Annotated in this window: 17 protein-coding genes and 1 pseudogene; 3 read left to right on the top strand and 15 right to left on the bottom strand. The window is 35.5% G+C overall.

Going from position 1 to position 18,099, the window contains the following annotated elements; translation table 11 throughout:
- Window positions 1-45: 45 nt before the first annotated feature.
- Both ACUN26_RS00090 and ACUN26_RS00085 read right to left on the bottom strand, forming a co-directional pair.
- On the bottom strand, window positions 46-1,497 hold the full coding sequence (locus ACUN26_RS00090; protein ID WP_000487910.1) for a SulP family inorganic anion transporter: 1,452 nt from the start codon (window positions 1,495-1,497) through the stop codon (window positions 46-48).
- A gap of 154 nt (window positions 1,498-1,651) precedes the next feature.
- Window positions 1,652-2,904: pseudogene (locus ACUN26_RS00085) on the bottom strand (cell wall-binding repeat-containing protein).
- 175 nt (window positions 2,905-3,079) lie between these two features.
- On the opposite strand from ACUN26_RS00085, the gene ACUN26_RS00080 reads away from it, so the two are divergent.
- The gene (locus ACUN26_RS00080) at window positions 3,080-3,757 is read left to right on the top strand and encodes a response regulator transcription factor (RefSeq protein WP_000565472.1); all 678 of its coding nucleotides are present in this window, start codon (window positions 3,080-3,082) and stop codon (window positions 3,755-3,757) included.
- Window positions 3,758-3,768: 11 nt separating this feature from the next.
- On the top strand, window positions 3,769-5,160 hold the full coding sequence (locus tag ACUN26_RS00075; protein WP_000822530.1) for a sensor histidine kinase: 1,392 nt from the start codon (window positions 3,769-3,771) through the stop codon (window positions 5,158-5,160).
- A 13-nt stretch (window positions 5,161-5,173) separates the two neighbouring features.
- Here ACUN26_RS00075 and ACUN26_RS00070 read toward each other — a convergent pair whose 3' ends face one another.
- Window positions 5,174-5,695: a dihydrofolate reductase family protein gene (locus ACUN26_RS00070; protein WP_000085758.1), complete on the bottom strand. Its 522-nt coding sequence runs from the start codon at window positions 5,693-5,695 to the stop codon at window positions 5,174-5,176.
- A 75-nt stretch (window positions 5,696-5,770) separates the two neighbouring features.
- Here ACUN26_RS00070 and ACUN26_RS00065 point away from each other — a divergent pair, with 75 nt between their 5' ends.
- On the top strand, window positions 5,771-6,745 hold the full coding sequence (locus ACUN26_RS00065; RefSeq protein ID WP_116485995.1) for a helix-turn-helix transcriptional regulator: 975 nt from the start codon (window positions 5,771-5,773) through the stop codon (window positions 6,743-6,745).
- 51 nt (window positions 6,746-6,796) lie between these two features.
- Here ACUN26_RS00065 and ACUN26_RS00060 read toward each other — a convergent pair whose 3' ends face one another.
- From ACUN26_RS00060 to ACUN26_RS00005, 12 genes are all read right to left on the bottom strand, one after another.
- Window positions 6,797-8,221, bottom strand: coding sequence for a DUF4367 domain-containing protein (locus ACUN26_RS00060; RefSeq protein WP_000185118.1), 1,425 nt, complete (start codon window positions 8,219-8,221; stop codon window positions 6,797-6,799).
- Window positions 8,187-8,744 carry an RNA polymerase sigma factor gene (locus tag ACUN26_RS00055; RefSeq protein ID WP_000869287.1) on the bottom strand — a complete coding sequence of 186 codons (558 nt, stop codon included), beginning with the start codon at window positions 8,742-8,744 and terminating at the stop codon, window positions 8,187-8,189. Before ACUN26_RS00055 ends, ACUN26_RS00060 begins: the two co-directional genes overlap by 35 nt.
- A 179-nt stretch (window positions 8,745-8,923) precedes the next feature.
- Window positions 8,924-9,358 (bottom strand): HIT family protein, encoded by a 435-nt coding sequence (locus ACUN26_RS00050; protein WP_000388979.1) that lies wholly within the window; start codon window positions 9,356-9,358, stop codon window positions 8,924-8,926.
- A 61-nt stretch (window positions 9,359-9,419) separates the two neighbouring features.
- Window positions 9,420-9,797: an OsmC family protein gene (locus tag ACUN26_RS00045; protein WP_000778840.1), complete on the bottom strand. Its 378-nt coding sequence runs from the start codon at window positions 9,795-9,797 to the stop codon at window positions 9,420-9,422.
- Window positions 9,772-11,199, bottom strand: coding sequence for an amino acid permease (locus ACUN26_RS00040; protein WP_001187119.1), 1,428 nt, complete (start codon window positions 11,197-11,199; stop codon window positions 9,772-9,774). The genes ACUN26_RS00045 and ACUN26_RS00040 overlap by 26 nt, the downstream gene beginning before the upstream one ends.
- 205 nt (window positions 11,200-11,404) lie before the next feature.
- Window positions 11,405-12,049 (bottom strand): amino acid ABC transporter permease, encoded by a 645-nt coding sequence (locus tag ACUN26_RS00035; protein ID WP_000345979.1) that lies wholly within the window; start codon window positions 12,047-12,049, stop codon window positions 11,405-11,407.
- The gene (locus tag ACUN26_RS00030; protein WP_001112673.1) at window positions 12,050-12,706 is read right to left on the bottom strand and encodes an amino acid ABC transporter permease; all 657 of its coding nucleotides are present in this window, start codon (window positions 12,704-12,706) and stop codon (window positions 12,050-12,052) included.
- Between the two features lie 102 nt (window positions 12,707-12,808).
- Complete coding sequence (gene glnH, locus ACUN26_RS00025; protein WP_000916471.1) at window positions 12,809-13,636, bottom strand: glutamine ABC transporter substrate-binding protein GlnH; 828 nt, start codon at window positions 13,634-13,636, stop codon at window positions 12,809-12,811.
- Between the two features lie 12 nt (window positions 13,637-13,648).
- On the bottom strand, window positions 13,649-14,377 hold the full coding sequence (locus tag ACUN26_RS00020; RefSeq protein WP_162148119.1) for an amino acid ABC transporter ATP-binding protein: 729 nt from the start codon (window positions 14,375-14,377) through the stop codon (window positions 13,649-13,651).
- A gap of 137 nt (window positions 14,378-14,514) precedes the next feature.
- Window positions 14,515-15,975 carry an alanine/glycine:cation symporter family protein gene (locus ACUN26_RS00015; protein WP_000387486.1) on the bottom strand — a complete coding sequence of 487 codons (1,461 nt, stop codon included), beginning with the start codon at window positions 15,973-15,975 and terminating at the stop codon, window positions 14,515-14,517.
- Window positions 15,976-16,134: 159 nt separating this feature from the next.
- Window positions 16,135-17,106: a phosphotransferase enzyme family protein gene (locus ACUN26_RS00010; protein ID WP_000401664.1), complete on the bottom strand. Its 972-nt coding sequence runs from the start codon at window positions 17,104-17,106 to the stop codon at window positions 16,135-16,137.
- 205 nt (window positions 17,107-17,311) lie between these two features.
- Window positions 17,312-17,911 carry a TasA family protein gene (locus ACUN26_RS00005; protein ID WP_000023361.1) on the bottom strand — a complete coding sequence of 200 codons (600 nt, stop codon included), beginning with the start codon at window positions 17,909-17,911 and terminating at the stop codon, window positions 17,312-17,314.
- Window positions 17,912-18,099: the final 188 nt, after the last annotated feature.

The following is an 18,099-nucleotide window of genomic DNA, read 5'->3' as shown; positions in this document are numbered from 1 at the left end:
TATCCTACTCGTATTATATAATAAAGCCCCCTAAAAAGGAGGCTTTTAACTAGCAATTCTTTTATTATAAGTTGCTAAATTTGCAACAAGTTTTGAGCTACGTTCATTTAATCCCGTTATACTTACTTTCACACCACTTTGTTCATACTTCATGATAACTTTATCAATTGCGGCCACTGCTGAATCATCCCATACGTGTGCATGAGTAAAGTTCATTTCAATTTCTTTTACATCTTCATCAAATGAAAAAGCATTTATAAAATCTGCCGTAGATGCGAAGAATAGTTGGCCATGAATTTCGTATATTTTCTTATTTTCAATATATAAATGTTTCACGTGAATCTTTGCCATGTTGAATGCAAATAAAACAGCACTAATTACTGTCCCGATGATCACGCCTAATCCTAGATTGTGGGTGATAAGAACAACGACAACCGTTACGATCATGACGAACGCATTTCCTTTTGGCACTTTATGAATCGTCGCTACAGAGTTCCAATCAAATGTTCCAATTGAAACCATAATCATAACTGCAACTAAAGCTGCCATCGGAATATGAACAACATAATCACCTAAAACAAATAGTAATACGATTAAAAATCCGCCCGCTACAAATGTTGATAAACGCCCTCGTCCACCTGACTTAATGTTAATAACAGATTGGCCAATCATTGCACATCCTGCCATTCCTCCGAAAAATCCAGCAACAATGTTCGCAATCCCTTGTCCACGTGCCTCTTTATGTTTATTACTTTCCGTATGCGTCATATCATCTAAAACTGAAGCTGTTAATAATGATTCTAGTAAACCGATAATTGCAAGCATAACTGCATAAGGTAAAATAATCCCTAATGTCTCAAGTGTAAAAGGCACGTCAGGAATACTAAAGAACGGTAATTCTTTCGGCAGGCTTCCCATATCTCCTACTGTTTTCAACTGTAATCCGCTCATAAGTGCAATACTCGTCACAATAATAATTGAAATAAGCGTAGACGGCACAGCCGTTGTAATACGTGGAAATAAATATATAATTGCAAGTCCTAATACAACGAGTGCATACATTTGCCAAGTTGCATTTTTAAAATGTGGCAATTGCGCTGTAAAAACTAAAATTCCAAGTGAATTTAAAAAACCACTCATAACAGATTTCGGAACAAACTTCATAAATGAGCTCAGTTTGAACACGCCAAAAATAATTTGGACAATACCTGTTAATATTGTTGTAGCAAATAAATATTGCAAACCATGATCTTTAACGAGCGTTACCATTAATAATGCCATTGCACCTGTTGCAGCTGAAATCATTCCAGTTCTTCCGCCAACAAATGAAATGGTAACTGCAATACAAAAGGCGGCGTATAGTCCAACTGTCGGATCCACGCCTGCAATAACAGAGAAGGCTATCGCTTCAGGGATTAATGCTAAAGCAACGACAATTCCTGATAACACGTCCCCTCTCACATTAGAAAACCAGTCATTTTTTATCGTTTGAAACAAAATACCACTCCTCTACTCCTTTATAATTTGATTTTCTCCATAAGAAAATCTAGCCGACTGCACGAAGGCTATTATATAACGAGTAAAGGATATTATGCTATGTAAAAGTTTCCTAAAAAAAGACGCTATCTTCATAGCGTCTTTTCTCGTTTCATTAATGTCCACCGTGACCTTGACCACTCTCTTGGATAATCTCTAATCTCTCATCTAATATTCCTTGTGTTTCAAATGAAATATTACTCGTACTACCTAAAAGGAAGCCATGGTTATATGGTCCCAGTGTTGGGTCATCTTTAAACTTCGGCTGAATACTAGCAAGGAAGTCATAAACTGGTTGTGAAGCTTTACCTTCCCCCAGCAAGACAACAGGTGCGTGTTTACCCATATGTGAAAAAGGTGCTCCTGCAATTGCTAAGTCTGGTGTTTCGCTTGAAACAAATGACAAACCGTGACCTGGTTTTGTGAATCCCCAGCCGAATTTTGTTTTTTCATCTTTAAACTTCGCAAATGCGATAGAATTTTCTACTGGTGTCTCTCCACTAATACGCGTTACTTTCCCATATTTACTTAACTCTCGTTCTACTTCTTTTGAAACGATTTTCTCTGGTCCTAACACATATATATATTCACTTTATCTTTTCTCATCTTTAACGCCTCAATTGTCGCTTCTGGCACTTTATTCTTTTCTGTATAGAGTAGTGGCTCTGGCATATGAGAAATCCAGTTTACAGCTGGTGTTGTATACAAACGTCCTTCTTCTTCAGACGAACCGACAATAACGCTATTTGGATAGCTTCCTGTTATATCGGCATATTCTTTATCAACATCTTTAGCAAATATAGCTGGATCCGTTTCTTTTATTTGCTTTACTTTATATTCTTTTAATTGCTCAAGGATAGATGCACCTACATCCCCCATCACCATAATTTGTGTTCCATCTTTCGTTCCGAGCGGATTTAATCGTTTTATTTCTTTTAACGTCATTTCAGGTACCTTTTCTTTTTCTATAAATAAAATCGGCCCATTATTCGGATGGTGAATAAGATCCGCACTCGCAATACCTAATTGCCACTCATTTACTGGTACTAAAATAATAGCGCCTGGCTGATTCTCTTTATGCGTTGCTGGCCATATCGTTTGCGAAGTTAGTACTGCCATTTGCAATGGATCATTTGTATTTAATCTCGTTATATTTTTTAAACTTGTTGTTAATAAATCATTAGATGCCCCTTTATTCATTTCTTTCGGCGCAGTTACCTCTTGATTCATTTTCATCTCTTTTTGCTCTGTTTTCTTCTCTTTTGTAGATTCATGATTTTTATGTTCCATATCATTCGTTTGCCCACATGCTGCAAGACCAACCGCTGTAATTATTGTTATCCCAAAAACTCGGGTCACTTTTTTCACTATACCGCCTCCGTATCAATCGTTTTCGAGCCAATATGATTACCTAAATTAGAATTTCACCTTTACAATAACAAGCAATTCTGAAGAAATTATGCAGATGCATGATAATCTGCACCATTTCTTCATGATTTTGCATTACACTTTAAGTAACGATTATAAATATGGAGGGCTCTCTATGATTGATATACTGCTCGTAGACGATGAACCGAGAATGCTTGAATTATTAACGCTTTATCTTACACCAATTGGATATAACTGCGTATGTGCGACTTCAGGAGAAGAAGCTATTTTACATATAGAAAATCGAAACTTTAAATTTGTTTTACTCGATATTATGATGCCAAAGATGGACGGATGGGAAACGTGCAAAAAAATCCGCTCATTTAGTAACATTCCTATTATTATGGTTACAGCTCGTGATCAAACAGTAGATGTCGTTCAAGGATTAAAAATTGGAGCCGATGATTACGTAACGAAACCTTTCCATGAAGAAGAACTTTTCGCAAGAATTGAAGCCGTTTTAAGACGTACAAATGAACATAAACAAATCCAATATCACGGTATTGTATGGGATGAAACAAAACACTTCATTTCTGTCCATAATGAAGAACTCCTTCTCACACCAATTGAATTTTCTTTACTCGGATTATTTTTACGCCATGTGAACTACGTATTAAACCGTGATCAGCTCATCGAACGAATTTGGGGGTTAAACACAAATACAGAAGATCGCACAGTCGATTCACATATTCGTAATTTACGTGATAAATTGCGAAAAGCAAATTTCCCTATTGATCATCATTTAAAAACCGTGTATGGAGTAGGTTATCGATGGATTGATACTGAACAGTAAGGGGCAAAACGATGAAACGAATTTCAATTCAATTCGGATTTTATTTTTTAATTGTTACACTTTTAATTGAAAGTGTTCTCTTTATTTTGCTCTATTATAGTCTTGTAAACACTAGAGTAAATGAAGAAATGACAGCTTTATTAAAGCGAGGAAATAGTCATCGAGATGTACTTGAAAAATATTACGATGAGCAAACCATCTCTCACGTAGCATTAATGGAATCTGAAGCTGAAACAACTGTCGTTATTACAAATGCAAATAAAGAAATACTAGCTAAATCTAACGAAATAAACACGACTATAAACGATCATATTAGTAAAATGCAAACTCGAACAGACCATAATGGAGAGATTATAGAAAATCATTGGAAAACATCTAATTATATATGTACAGTTAGCCCCATTGTAGTAGATGGAAAACATGAAGGCTATGTATATATGTTTCTTGGAACAGAATCAATTGAAAAGTTAGTTAATGGATTAACGAAACAATTCATTATTGCTGGTGCCATCACGTTTCTACTCACAGTCATCACAATTTTCCTATTATCACGTTTATTAACAAAACCATTGTTACACATGAAACATGCAACTGAAAAAATGAGTAAAGGCGATTTGTCCGTTTCATTAACGACTACTCGAAATGATGAAATTGGTGAACTAGCATCATCTATTCAAACGCTCGCAAATGATTTACATTATATGAAAACAGAGCGAAGTGAATTTCTAGCAAGTGTTGCTCACGAATTACGAACACCGTTAACATACGTAAGAGGTTATGCTGACATTGCTTTAAAAGAAAGCACCCCTTCTGAACAACGTTTGCGATATTTATCAATTATAAAAGATGAGTCTGATTACATTACAAACTTAGTTCAAGATTTATTTTCACTCGCACAAATGGAACAACATAACTTTTCTATTCAAGTAAAGGAAGTGCATTTACACACCTTCCTTACTCGCATAGCTGAAAAAGTAAACGCCATGTATAAAGAAAGATATATTAAGGTTTCTTTCTCTTGTCCTCCTACACTGCTAGTAAACTTAGATGAACAGCGATTTGAACAAGTTATAGTAAACATTTTAAATAACGCTTATAGACATTCAAAAGAACATTCTCATATAAACATTTCTATTACAGAAGAACATAAACGTATCTCCATTACAATTGAAGATGAAGGCGAAGGTATTCCACCTGAAGACCTCCCTCACATTTTTGACCGCTTTTACCGTGTCGATAAAGCAAGAACACGATCTACAGGCGGAACTGGTTTAGGGCTATCTATCGTAAAAGAAATTGTAGAACTACACGGCGGAAATATTATTGTAACGAGCGAAGTCGATTACGGGTCTTGCTTTATAATTTCATTACCATCTATAAAGAAACACGACTACCATCAATAGTCGTGTTTTTTTATCACTTTACTTTATAATATAAATTTACAAATTGCCCAAAACGTTTCGTATCCGTTAAAGTTAAATTAATTTCCGGATTCTTCGCTTGAAATAACGGAACTCCAGAACCTAATATGTGAGGGGTAATCGTGACAACATATTCATCAATTAGATTATTCTTAAAGAATTCTCTCAGTAGACTCCCTCCACCGACCATCCATATTTTAGACCCTTCTTGCTCTTTCAACCTTTTCGTAAACTCCACTACCTCTTCATTTACAAAATCCACGTGTTCATTTGAACCTTTTTCTGAGTTAGAAAAAACATAACATTTTTTATCTACATACGGGAATGTTTCCATATGCTCTACTACATAATCATACGTTCTTTTTCCCATAATTATTGTATCAATCGTTTCGTACATTTCTGTATAACCGTTATCTCCCTCTCCTTCCGTTTCCATTAACCACTCTAAATCATCATCTTCTTTCGCAATATATCCATCTAAGCTCGCCGCAATAAATAAAACTATTTCACGTGACATATTTTTTCCTCCTTACATCTCATCTTGATAACATTATGATGTAAACAATATACTAACAATAAAACACGACAATTTATGTCATGTTTAAAAAGAAAAAAGGTGATACATTTGTCAAAAGCTAAACGCTTATTAGATATTCTTATATTTGCTTCTGCGAAAAAAACATTTACAGCTCAAGAAATAGCTGATGAATTTAATATTTCTGTTCGTACTGTCCATAGATACATTTTAGATTTAGGTGATATGGGATTACCCATTTACGCTGAACAGGGTCGCAACGGAGGATATAAAGTATTAACGAATAGAGTAATTCCGCCTATTTTATTTACCGAAGAAGAAGCAGTCTCCATCTTTTTTGCCTTTCAATCTTTAAGCTACTACAGAGACTTGCCTTTTAATACAGAAATCAATTCTGTTACTCATAAACTATATAGCTCTCTACAAAATGAGGCGAAAGCGAAAGTTGATAAAATACGTTCTTATATCGCCTTTTGGAATCCGAAGAGAACAATTGAGACACCACTTTTAAACGAAGTGTTAACAGCGGCTATTGAAAATAAAAATTTACACTTTCAATACGAATCTAAATCGGGGATAAAAACAAAACATGTTCATCCTATCGGTGTATATGCTCATGATGGGCTATGGTACTTACCGTCCTATGACTATGACAGGAAAAAGGTATTACTGTATCGCATCGATCGTATTCTTTCTATATTATCAACGGAAGAAAATGAGGATACATTCATGAATTTAGAAGAGTGGTTTGCCTCTAACTCTAACGTAGTACACAGTCCTACTCAGTTACATGTTTTACTGACAACAGAAGGCGTACGCCAATGTAAAAGCGTTCCTTATCTTGAGGAATTCGTTGAAGTAAACGAAGATGGGACAGGATATATACATTCAACAATTGATAAAGGTGAAATCCATTTTATTACGCCTTTATTTTATAGACTGGGAAAAGATGCACGAGTTTTAGAACCGAGAGAATTGATAGATGGTTTACGTATACGTGCGAAAGAAATTTTACATATGTATGAAGACTAAAAAGCTGCTAAATATAAGCAACTTTTTAGTCTAGTTATTCCTATTGTTTTATTATTGACGAATATCGAACCACCAACGATTTTTCGCATTCATATTCTCCGTCCCACTAAACCCACTGTAACGGAAAGCATCAAGGAAAATTGAATCCAGCTTATCCTCATCTACAAAATAACCTAAGTTAACTTTTACCGTTTGTCCTGGTCGGATACTGCCAATATTGTAAAAGCTTTTCCCTTCTCCGTGAGGTTCTAAATAATCAACTTCGCCTGTCATAATATTTTTTTCCGCAATTCCATCTCTTTCAGCGTAGTTCCATGCATTACCTTCAGATTTAAGCAACTTTATGGATGGGTGCATATAAATTTCTTCCGTCGACTTTTCACCAATATTTCTCACTTTTGTTGTTAAGTAAACAAATTTAGGATTAACTAATTTTGATTCTACTAGTTTATCAATTGAATCTTTACCATTTCCGAGTTTATATTCATCCCGTCTGTATGGTAGCAATTCTCCTATCTGATTTAAAGCCTTATTCTTGCTTAGTATTTCTAAGCCAAGTTCATTAAAGTTCTCTTGTTTAAAATCTTTGATTGAATCAAAGACTTCAACTTTTTCTATCACATATTCAACTTGGCTGTCATCCATCGTTATCGTGACTGGAACTTTTTTCCCTATATGAAATAGCCGTTTGCTATCTTTTTTCAAAGGAATCACCTTAGTTTTTTTAGGTTCATCTGCTTTGCTAAAACGATTTTCATCATATTCTACTATATGTGATGCCTTTTCTTTTGACGTAGGCTCAAGTGAAATGCTCCCTAACACTTCCATCATTTGTTCTTCGTTTATATCGGATCCAATATAACTCTCTAACATAATCCCTTCTTTCTCAAAAAAGAGAAAGACCTTTCTGTCAAACATTACATTGTTGTTTCCTGTTTCTTTATGGACAATTACTGCTTTCCTACCATTTATCTCTTTTTCTTCATAACTTTTCGAATACAGAGTTTGAAAATCTGTATTTTCCCCTACCCTCCGAAGAGCGAATGAAAATCCCCCCATTGCGTAGTTATCTTTAAATGAATATTTCATAGCACTATCATCAATTGCTTCCATATTTTCTGGCAATTTACCAATCTTTAACTTATACCACTTATCACTCTTTTTCGAATCCTTATTTGTTACTGAAACATTTACTTCATAATTTTGTTTTTGGACAATCATATTATAGACTTTCACTGCACCAAAAACTGTTGTCGGCATGCCAATCAATAAGCAAGCAGCAGCGATTAACATACGATGTTTTTTACGCTTTTTCTGCGGTTGTCCGTCTTTCAGCTGCATTTCCTCCATAAACAATTTCTTTTTGCGCGTATATGTATGTGAAAATTCATGCTGTTCTTCGAGTTTATCAAAATCATCTAAAGCAATTTTTTCAGCAAGTTCATATATTTCTTTGGAGTTCTTTGAATTCGTCATGTTGTATACCTCCCATCATATTTTGAACTCGTTTTCGAGCGCGTTCAAACTGCTTACGGACATTGGCCTCCGTTATCCCCATGACACTTGAAATTTCTTGATACGTTAAGTTATAGAAGACTTTGTACTTAAACACCTGTCTGTTCGATTCATTTAACTCTTTTAGCAATGTATCAATTTGAACCTCAGACATTTTACGTTTTTCCCACTCTTCAATATTTTCATCTACTGCTTCTATTGATTCTCTTTCATATTCTTCTAAAAATGTTTCATGTCGTTTATTTTTCCGGTAACTATCAATCGCCTTATTTTTCGCGACCCTCAAAGTGTAGCGTTTAAGCTCTTGAGTGTTCAAGCTATGGAGCTTTTCCAAGTTCTTATAAAGAGTAATAAACGTCTCTTGAACTGCATCTTCAGCCTGCTGAATATTATTTAAAATAGAATACGCTACATAATAAACTTTTTGTTCGTACAACTCGTATAGCTCTTCCATCTTTTCATAATCGTTGTTTGTAACTTTCATATAATTCCTCCTCTCATTCTATATAACGAATGAGCGATATACTTTGTGACACTGCAGCATTCTTTAATAGATAAAATTTAATAATAGAATAAACAAAAGCCCAATTTCTCTATTTTAACTGAGAAATCGGGCTTTTGTTTATTAGAATTTTCCTGACTGTCCCCTTAAGAATATCACTCTTACGCCTTTTCGGGATGCAGTATGTTCTCTATCGCTTCTTTTAACAATGTCTTTGTTTCTTCAAAGTTATGATTCTGTTTTTCTCCAGGTTGTACCGTATAAAACTCGGCAAACGAGCGCTCTTTATATCTCGGTACGACATGCATATGGTAATGCGTTAACTCATTAAAGATTCCACCATTTTGACAAATTGTAACTCCATCTGGTTTATATAATGACTTAATCGCTTTTACAATAAGCTTAGAAGCATCCATAATCGATTTTGCTACAACATCATCTAATTCGTCCACTTCTACAACATGATGCTTTGGCACAATTAAAATATGTCCTGGATAGAAAGGGGCATGATCTAAAAAACATGTTACATATTCATTTTCATATACTTTATATATTTTTTCCTCTTTGTTTGCTAATTTACACCCTAAACATTCCATTAAATTTCTCCTCTTTCTAAAACATAAAAACGTGAGAGCCGTAGTCTCACGTTTTTATGTTTCACCCTATTAATTCAATCGTTTCCGTAACCTTTATACTATCTTTTACAGATTGAACAATCGTACAATTTTTCACTGCAAGTTGCAGCGCCTTGTCCAACTGCTCTTCTGTAATGTTTTGTGCTTTGATTTTATAGTGCAAATGAACACTTTCAACTGGTTTTGATAAAGCTTCACTTCTACCAATTTCGGTTTCAATTGTAAACGTATCGTATGTAATACGTTTCTTTTCTAAAATTGTTCGGAAGACAATTGCACTACATCCTGCGATAGAAGAAACGAGTAATTGTAACGGTGAATACCCATTTTCTTTTCCAATCGCTAATTGACCGTACGATAAATCTGCTTCTATATCATCGTGTTTGATTGTTAGTTTCATTTGTTTTTTCCATCTCCACTTTCATCGGTTTCTTCCGTTTCTTACTCATATAATAATATATGTAGCAGAAAATGATAAATGGAATACCACAATATAACGCCATTCTTTGTTCAGGAATAAACGCTAAACTAATAACAACGATGCTATTTGTAATTAAAGCTAAAATTGGAACAATCGGGTATAGTGGTGTTCTATACTTTAAGTCCTCTAATTTCCCTCCGCCTTTTATATACTGACTTCTAAAACGAAGTTGCGATAGCGCAATAATGATCCAACTTGAAACAGCCGATAAACCAGCTATCGATAATAAGTACATGTACACTGTATCTTCTGCAAGGAAACTTGTGAATAGAGATAATCCAGCTACCGCAATCGTTACGACTAGCGCTGTAATTGGAATACCACGTTTATTTACTTTCTTGAAAGAAGTTGGTGCCATTCCTTCATTTGCAAGTGACCATAATATACGCGTTGCTGCATATAATCCTGAATTCGCTACAGATAATAAAGCAGTAATAATAACGAAGTTCATAATATCAGCTGCATACGGAATACCGATTTTATCAAATACAACTACGAATGGACTTTCAATTACGCCTGCTTCTTTCCAAGAAATTAATCCTACTAAAATCGTCATTGTTAAAATGAAGAATAACATAATGCGCCATACTGTATTACGAATTGCGCGTGGAATTGTTTTTTCTGGATCTTTACTTTCTCCTGCTGCAATCCCGATTAACTCTGTTCCTTGGAATGAGAAGTTAACCGTAATCATTGTAAGTAATACGGCAGCTAGTCCATTCGGGAATAACCCGCCATCGCTTACGAAGTTAGAGAAAAGAGGTGCCGCTTCTTTTCCGTCGTATGGTAAAAATCCTAGTAATGCACTACCACCAAGTAGAACGAATGCAATAATTGTAACTACTTTAATACTAGAGAACCAAAACTCTAATTCAGCGTAACTTTTCGCTGAGATAGCGTTTGAAGCATATAAAATAACTCCGAATACAAGACACCATACCCAAACATCAACAGTTGGAAACCATCTTTTCATCATTAAACCGATCGATGTTAATTCCAGTCCTACTGTTACTGCCCAGCCAAGCCAATATAGCCAGCCGATCATAAAGCCTGTTCCTGGTCCAATAAACTTCGTCGCATACTTTTGGAAAGACCCTGAAACTGGCATTGCTACCGTTAGTTCTCCAAGACAAAGCATTGTTAAATACATAATAAATCCGCCCACTAAATATGAAAGGATGGCCCCCCCTGGTCCAGCCTGATTAATAGTGTAACCTGAACCTAGAAAAAAACCAGTTCCGATTACACCACCAAGTGCGATCATAAATAAATGTCTACTCTTCATCGTACGATGTAATTTCTCATTTGTTGGTTGCTGCATCTTAATCCTCCCCCTACAAGTACCCCTATCTCTTTTTAAAATTTTCTGATAATAAAAATATACACGAAAGCGATTACAATTTCTATATAAAATTAACACTTTTCTGATAAAATAATATAAAAAATCGAATTATTGCAAGATTTAGATACTATTTAGAGGAAAATAAGGAGAAACAAGGAAAAAACCCTTACATATATTGTAAGAGTTAACGAAGCTCTAATCTTCTCGATAAAATTGATAAACTATAATTCACTATAAAATACATACAAGCCACTACTATAAAAGTCGGAATCATATAATTTACATTTTGCCCGCTAATAATTTGAGCATTATGCATAAGCTCTGGCAATGATATAACAACTGCGAGCGACGTATCTTTTAGCAATGAAATAAACTGACTAACAAGCGGGGGGACCATTCTTCTTAATGCTTGCGGCAAAATAATATGCCAAAGCGCTTGCACATACGTTAATCCTGAAGACCTTGCAGCCTCAATCTGCCCTTTTTCGATAGATAATAGACCGCTTCGAACAATTTCAGATATCATTGCCGCTTCAAATATTGTTAAAGCAACAATTGTAGCTGTTATAATTTCTAACTTCAATCCCGCTTCTGGAAGTGCAAAATACGTAAAAAATATAATTAAAAGTAGCGGTAAATTTCGAATCACTTCCACGATAACTCCTAATATTTGTGAAACGACAGGTATTTTCGTATAGCGCAATATTCCTATTACACTACCAATAATAAAGCTAAGTACAATTGCTACGAGCGCTACCTCTAACGTTATAAGTAATCCTTTTAACAAAAAGAGGATATGATCCCCTGTTATAGCTCCCTTAAAATCCATTTACACCGCCTCCTTTGCCAAGCGTTTTTCTAAATAACGCACTAGCATACTGAGCGGAATTGTTAATATTAAATAAAACATCCCGACAAATATATAAACATCAAACGTAACAAACGTCTTCGTTGAAATTAAATCTCCTTGATACATTAAATCAGCACCAGCGATAATTCCGAGTATGGAAGAGTTTTTTACTAAATTAAGAAATTGATTTCCTAGAGGAGGGATTACGATTTTCATCGCTTGAGGTAAAACGACATGGTACATCGCTCGCGTATAAGTCAATCCTGAGGAACGCGCTGCTTCCATTTGACCTTTCGCGACTGATAAAATACCAGCGCGAATAACCTCGGCAATAAACGCTGCAGTATATACCGTAAGCGTAAGTGTTCCTGCTACAAAACCATTTAAAGTAACTCCTATTACAGGTAAAGCGAAATAAAATATAAATGCAATTAATACGAGTGGAATATTTCTTACAAACTCCACAAAAGCTGATCCTATCCAGTTTAAAATACGAATCGGTGCAATACGCATTACTGCCAAAATTACTCCTAAAATAAAACTGCCTATTAACGCAATTACACTAGACATAACTGTATACTTAAAGCCTTCTAAATACATATCAATGTTATTCGTTAATATAGAAAAATCAGGCACATATTCTCCCCTCTTTCTTTACAAGAAGAGGATGAGCATCCCTCATCCCCTCACTCTTACTATTCACTGGGATTAAGCCCCACTAATTAAAGTTTCACTTTACTACTCTTGTTTTTGGCCAATCCATTTTTCATACAGTTTGTCGTACTCCCCACTCGCCTTCATATCTTTTAGTAAGCTATTAATCTCTTTCGTTAAATCATCTGCACCTTTTTGCACAGCAATTCCGTACGGCTCATCCGTGAAAATTTTCCCTACAACTTCATAATTTGAATCTTGCTTTGCCATTCCGTAAAGAATTGCATTATCTGTCGTTAAAACATCACCTTTCCCTGCTTTTAACCCCGTAAATGCCTCACTATAATTTTCAAATTCTAATACAGTCGCTTCTGGTGACTTTTGACGAATGTTATTTGTAGATGTTGAGCCTTTTACGGCTAATACTTTCACACCTTGTTTTATATCATCAATACCTTTAATATTGCTTCCTTTTTTCACAAGTAACGATTGCCCTGCTTTAAAATATACATCTGAGAAATCAACTTCTTTTTTACGTTCTTCCGTAATTGTCATTGTTGCGATAATTGCATCAATATCACCATTTTTCAATAGTGGAATACGCGTTTTAGACGTTACTTCTTTTAATTCTAGTTTCTTTTCATCTCCGAGAATTTTTTTCGCAAGTGCCTTTGCAACATCAACATCAAATCCTTCTACCTGCCCTGTTGAAGGGTTTTTCAATCCAAATAAATTCGTATCATTCTTCACCCCAACTACTAATTTCCCACGCTTCTTAATTTGCTCTATGGCTCCGCCTTGCTTCGTATTCGTTTCTTTCGCCTCATCTTTTTTACTTCCGCACCCGGCAACGACAAGTACGAATAAACATGAGAATACGATTAAGGTAAACAACTTTTTCATTTTAAGCATGAAATTCCTCCTTTAATGATTTAACACTCGGCTTAAAAATAGACGCGCCCTTTCTTGTTCTGGGTCTGCAAAAAATGCTGCTGGTGTTGTATCCTCAATAATTTGGCCCTCATCCATAAATAAAATCCTATCTGCTACTTCTCGCGCAAATCCCATCTCATGCGTGACGACAACCATCGTCATCCCTTCTTTAGCTAACGTTTTCATAACGTCAAGCACTTCTCCAATCATCTCCGGATCAAGAGCAGACGTAGGCTCATCAAATAGCATAATTTCAGGCTGCATCGCAAGTCCCCTAGCAATCGCTACCCTTTGCTGTTGACCTCCGGATAATTGATGCGGGTATACATTAGCCTTTTCCGGGATTCCTACTTTCTCTAAATAAAACATCGCTGTTTTCTCAGCTTCCTCTTTTGAAACTTTATTTACTTTAATAGGCGCTAGTGTAATATTTTGAAGAACCGTTTTATGTGGATATAAATAAAAATGTTGAAAGACCATCCCGATATCTCGGCGTAATTCATTCATATCCGTTTTCTTATTGTGTACCTCTGTATTTTGTACAATTAATTCTCCATCTGTAATTGTCTCTAATTGATTTATACACCGAAGCAATGTACTTTTCCCTGACCCTGAAGGTCCAACAACTACTACCACTTCACCCTTTTGTACTTGCAGATTAATATCTTTTAAAACTTGAAAGTCACCATAATATTTATTTACATTACGAAACTCAATCACCATACTCCCCCCTTCCTCTAACAAAGCATGTACATTCTTTTTATATTCAAAAATAGGCAAAAAAATAACTTTCAGCTTCATTTTGTCCATAAAAAAAGAGCAAAGGTCGTTCCCTTTGCTCCTTCGTTCCTATCCTATTAAGATACTTCTTCTTTTTTATCTTTCCCATATTCATGCTCCCAGAAATCAGCATTTTTAATTCCTAATTCCTGCGGATCAAATACTGGATCTTTCCCTTCTTTTTTCTGCTTTTCATAGTCTTTTAAGGCGATCAATGCTGGTTTTTGTAGTAGTAAAATCGCGATAATGTTAACCCATGCCATAATTCCTACACCGATGTCACCTAAAGCCCACGCTGTTGCAGCTGTTTTTACACAACCATAGAATACGACTCCTAAGAATACAAACTTTAGTACGATGGACATCCAAGGACGGTCTTTATCACGATTTAAGTATGCAATATTCGTTTCTGCAATGTAGTAATACGCCATAATTGTTGTAAATGCAAAGAATAATAGCGAGATTGCGACGAAACCGTTTCCAAATCCAGGGAAAACAGATTCTACTGCTGCCTGTGTATAACCAGGACCCGGCTGTGCACCGTTTAATTTATTGACGATAAAGTTTTTTCCGCTTGCATCAAATACGTTATACATGCCTGTAATAATCATCATAAATGCTGTTGCTGAACAGACGAATAATGTATCAATGTAAACGGAAAATGCTTGTACTAACCCTTGTTTAGCTGGGTGTGATACTTCAGCAGCTGCCGCCGCATGTGCCCCAGTTCCTTGCCCTGCTTCATTGGAATAAATACCACGTTTTACTCCCCAAGAGATTGCTAAACCAATAATCCCACCAAAAGCTGCTTCTAATGCAAATGCACTTTTTAAAATTAACATGAAAGCATCTGGTAACTTTTCAATATTCATAGCTACAATTACACAAGCTACTAAAATATAACCAAGTGCCATAAACGGCACTACAACTTGTGCTACGTTAACAATTCGCTTAACTCCCCCAAAAATAATAAGCGCTAATGCTGCTACTAATACCGCTCCAGATACAGAAGTATTAATACCGAAAGCTGTTTCCAAACTTACAGCAATGCTATTTGCCTGAACACCCGGTAACAGCATCCCCGTTGCAAGAATTGTTGCCGCAACGAATACTAATGCATACCATTTAACTCCTAGCCCTTTTTCAATGTAATAAGCCGGACCACCACGGAATTGCCCTTGATGCTTCGTCTTATATATTTGTGCAAGTGTTGATTCTACATAAGCAGAACCTGCTCCTAGAAAAGCTACCGCCCACATCCAAAAGACAGCTCCTGGACCACCAAATGCAACAGCCGTTGCAACACCCGCAATATTTCCTGTTCCAACGCGCCCTGATAATGAAAGCGCTAACGCCTGGAAAGAAGAAACACCAGCATCCGATTTTTCTCCTTGAAATGTAAGCTTCACCATTTCTCCTACATGCCTTACTTGTAAAAACCTCGTTCGAATAGAAAAATATAAACCTGCTCCTAAACATAAATAAACAAGTGCTGGACTCCAAACAATATTATTGATCCAACTTACGATTGCTTCCAACATTCCCCCTCCTCATTTTTAAAGAATATTCAGAATATACATAAAATTATACGTGCATACCGAATCTATAACAATATTATTTTAATAAAATAAACATATTTTTGTATAAAAAAACAAAGTATATATTTATTTTATATACTTTGTTTTAATATGAATGTATTATATATTCACAATCGCTTCTCTTTTTATAATTCTTTCATAGAGTTGTTCAGCTAATTCTCTGAAATGATCTGGCATATCTTTCCCTTTAAATTTCTTTTGGAGCGTGCCATACAAACCTATATCACGTAAACGTAAAAATAAAGGTAACGATTCATACCAACTATCCGCCAGCCTGTGCTCATATTCGTACCCTTTTCTTAACACTTGTAACTGTTTACGAGCGAATGTCGTCTTTTCTTCCACTGTCCACGGTGTAAAAAGAACAGAGTAATAAAGAACCATTGCCAAATCATGAATGAAGTAATTATAGGCCGCATCATCAAAATCAAAGATTGTTAACTCTTTTCCATCATAGTGAAAATTGCCTGGATGAATATCACCATGCATAAGGCCGAATGTTTCTCTTTCAATTGGAAGAGCATTTATTTCCTCCATTAATACAGCTGCAATTTCTTTCACGTTCTCATCTTCTAATTCATTAACAATACTACTTTCATCCTCTTCCCACGTATCACGGTAGTCAGTTTTAGGGTAATTCATTGTAAGGCGGTGCAATTGTCCAATCGCTTTTCCCCACGCTTCAAAGTAAGCATTTCCCCAATATGGCGATCCTTCTCCTTTTACTTGCTCACCTTTTGCGTATGTAAATAAGGAAGCAAAAAAGAAAGTTCCATCCTCTACTACAATTTCTTCTACAAGATTTTGAGATGTTGAGTAAAGAGGTCCCGCTACCTTTGCACCGTTCTCCGCAACATATCGTAAAAAATCTAGTTCAGCCTCTACCTCTTTTTTAGAACGATGGGAAGAATGCGTTAAACGTAATACGTAATCTTCATCACTATCACCCTTCGCCTTAAAAATGTAATTTTCAAAATCTCCAAGTGGCTTTTCTTCCACCGTTACATGAAACAAACTTGCAGCTCTTGTTAAAATCTCCTTTGTAAAAACTCGTTCTACAGCTATTTCCATATGTATCCCTCCTATATATCTTCTTAATTCGACATAAATGTTAGAAGTACTGCTATGAATGTGAAAAGCTCTGTTATGACTACTATAAAAATGCGACCCCTACACATAAAAAAATCTAAAAACAAAAAAGGTTGATTCACTAAATCAACCTTTACACTATTAAAAATACTATTTCTCAATTCATTCTTATATATAACATTTACCTTTATTTCTCTTCACCGTTTGTCTGCATTGAATTGAAGGTCCAATTTAATTTCAATGAATCTCCTTGAAATACATTTTGTTCTTCATCATTATCTACAAATGTAAACATTACATAGAAAGTATCATCATCACCAGGAGCAAGTCCATTTCCTTCCCGGTCTACAACACCTTTTTGTACAAGATCAGGAATACTTCCATTTTGCGTAGCTACCTTTAACTCAGATAATGTAGTAGACCAAATTGGAACCTCATTTTTATCCAAATTCCATAAGAAATCAACACGGATATGATCACCAAAATCAGCATTTCCATTATCTCCTTTAGCATCAATAACACTATAATCTGTAAGAAGTTTCACGTCTCCTATCGCTAAGGTTCCTTTGTTAACTAATTGAAAACCGCGCTCCATTTCATCACCCGGTTTAATATTGTCGACATTAATAACAACTTCAGGATTAACACTCAAATCTAAAGTACCCGCTGCAAACGCGTTTTGTGATACTTCTTTATCACTAAAATACGCATATGTTCCCCCACCAATTAAAGATAGACCAAGCGCTGCAGTTACAACACCCATACCAAGTTTTTTCTTAATACTCATTTCACAAGCCCCCCTATTTTAAAGTTCAAACAACAACCTTATTTTCATCCCACAAACAATATTAATTAAGCAACTACCTTGCCCCATAACGAAAGCAAACTAGCTTTAAACTATCTTCTTCATGTACTCAAAAAGCTATTTTTTAAATAACCGGTAATGTTACAGTAAATCATTACCGGTTCGTTGTT

Source organism: Bacillus sp. WC2503 (genome assembly GCF_052682895.1).
Note: the sequence above shows the minus strand (reverse complement) of the source record. Positions and strands in the feature narration are given on the sequence as shown.

Bases quoted from the DNA above. Each gene is read 5' to 3' on its own strand.
- ACUN26_RS00080 (WP_000565472.1), top strand. From the start codon at position 3,080: ATGATTGATATACTGCTCGTAGACGATGAACCGAGAATGCTTGAATTA.
- ACUN26_RS00075 (WP_000822530.1), top strand. From the start codon at position 3,769: ATGAAACGAATTTCAATTCAATTCGGATTTTATTTTTTAATTGTTACA.
- ACUN26_RS00070 (WP_000085758.1), bottom strand. From the start codon at position 5,695: ATGTCACGTGAAATAGTTTTATTTATTGCGGCGAGCTTAGATGGATAT.
- ACUN26_RS00065 (WP_116485995.1), top strand. From the start codon at position 5,771: ATGTCATGTTTAAAAAGAAAAAAGGTGATACATTTGTCAAAAGCTAAA.
- ACUN26_RS00060 (WP_000185118.1), bottom strand. From the start codon at position 8,221: ATGACGAATTCAAAGAACTCCAAAGAAATATATGAACTTGCTGAAAAA.
- ACUN26_RS00055 (WP_000869287.1), bottom strand. From the start codon at position 8,744: ATGAAAGTTACAAACAACGATTATGAAAAGATGGAAGAGCTATACGAG.
- ACUN26_RS00050 (WP_000388979.1), bottom strand. From the start codon at position 9,358: ATGGAATGTTTAGGGTGTAAATTAGCAAACAAAGAGGAAAAAATATAT.
- ACUN26_RS00045 (WP_000778840.1), bottom strand. From the start codon at position 9,797: ATGAAACTAACAATCAAACACGATGATATAGAAGCAGATTTATCGTAC.
- ACUN26_RS00040 (WP_001187119.1), bottom strand. From the start codon at position 11,199: ATGCAGCAACCAACAAATGAGAAATTACATCGTACGATGAAGAGTAGA.
- ACUN26_RS00035 (WP_000345979.1), bottom strand. From the start codon at position 12,049: ATGGATTTTAAGGGAGCTATAACAGGGGATCATATCCTCTTTTTGTTA.
- glnH (WP_000916471.1), bottom strand. From the start codon at position 13,636: ATGCTTAAAATGAAAAAGTTGTTTACCTTAATCGTATTCTCATGTTTA.
- ACUN26_RS00010 (WP_000401664.1), bottom strand. From the start codon at position 17,106: ATGGAAATAGCTGTAGAACGAGTTTTTACAAAGGAGATTTTAACAAGA.
- ACUN26_RS00005 (WP_000023361.1), bottom strand. From the start codon at position 17,911: ATGAGTATTAAGAAAAAACTTGGTATGGGTGTTGTAACTGCAGCGCTT.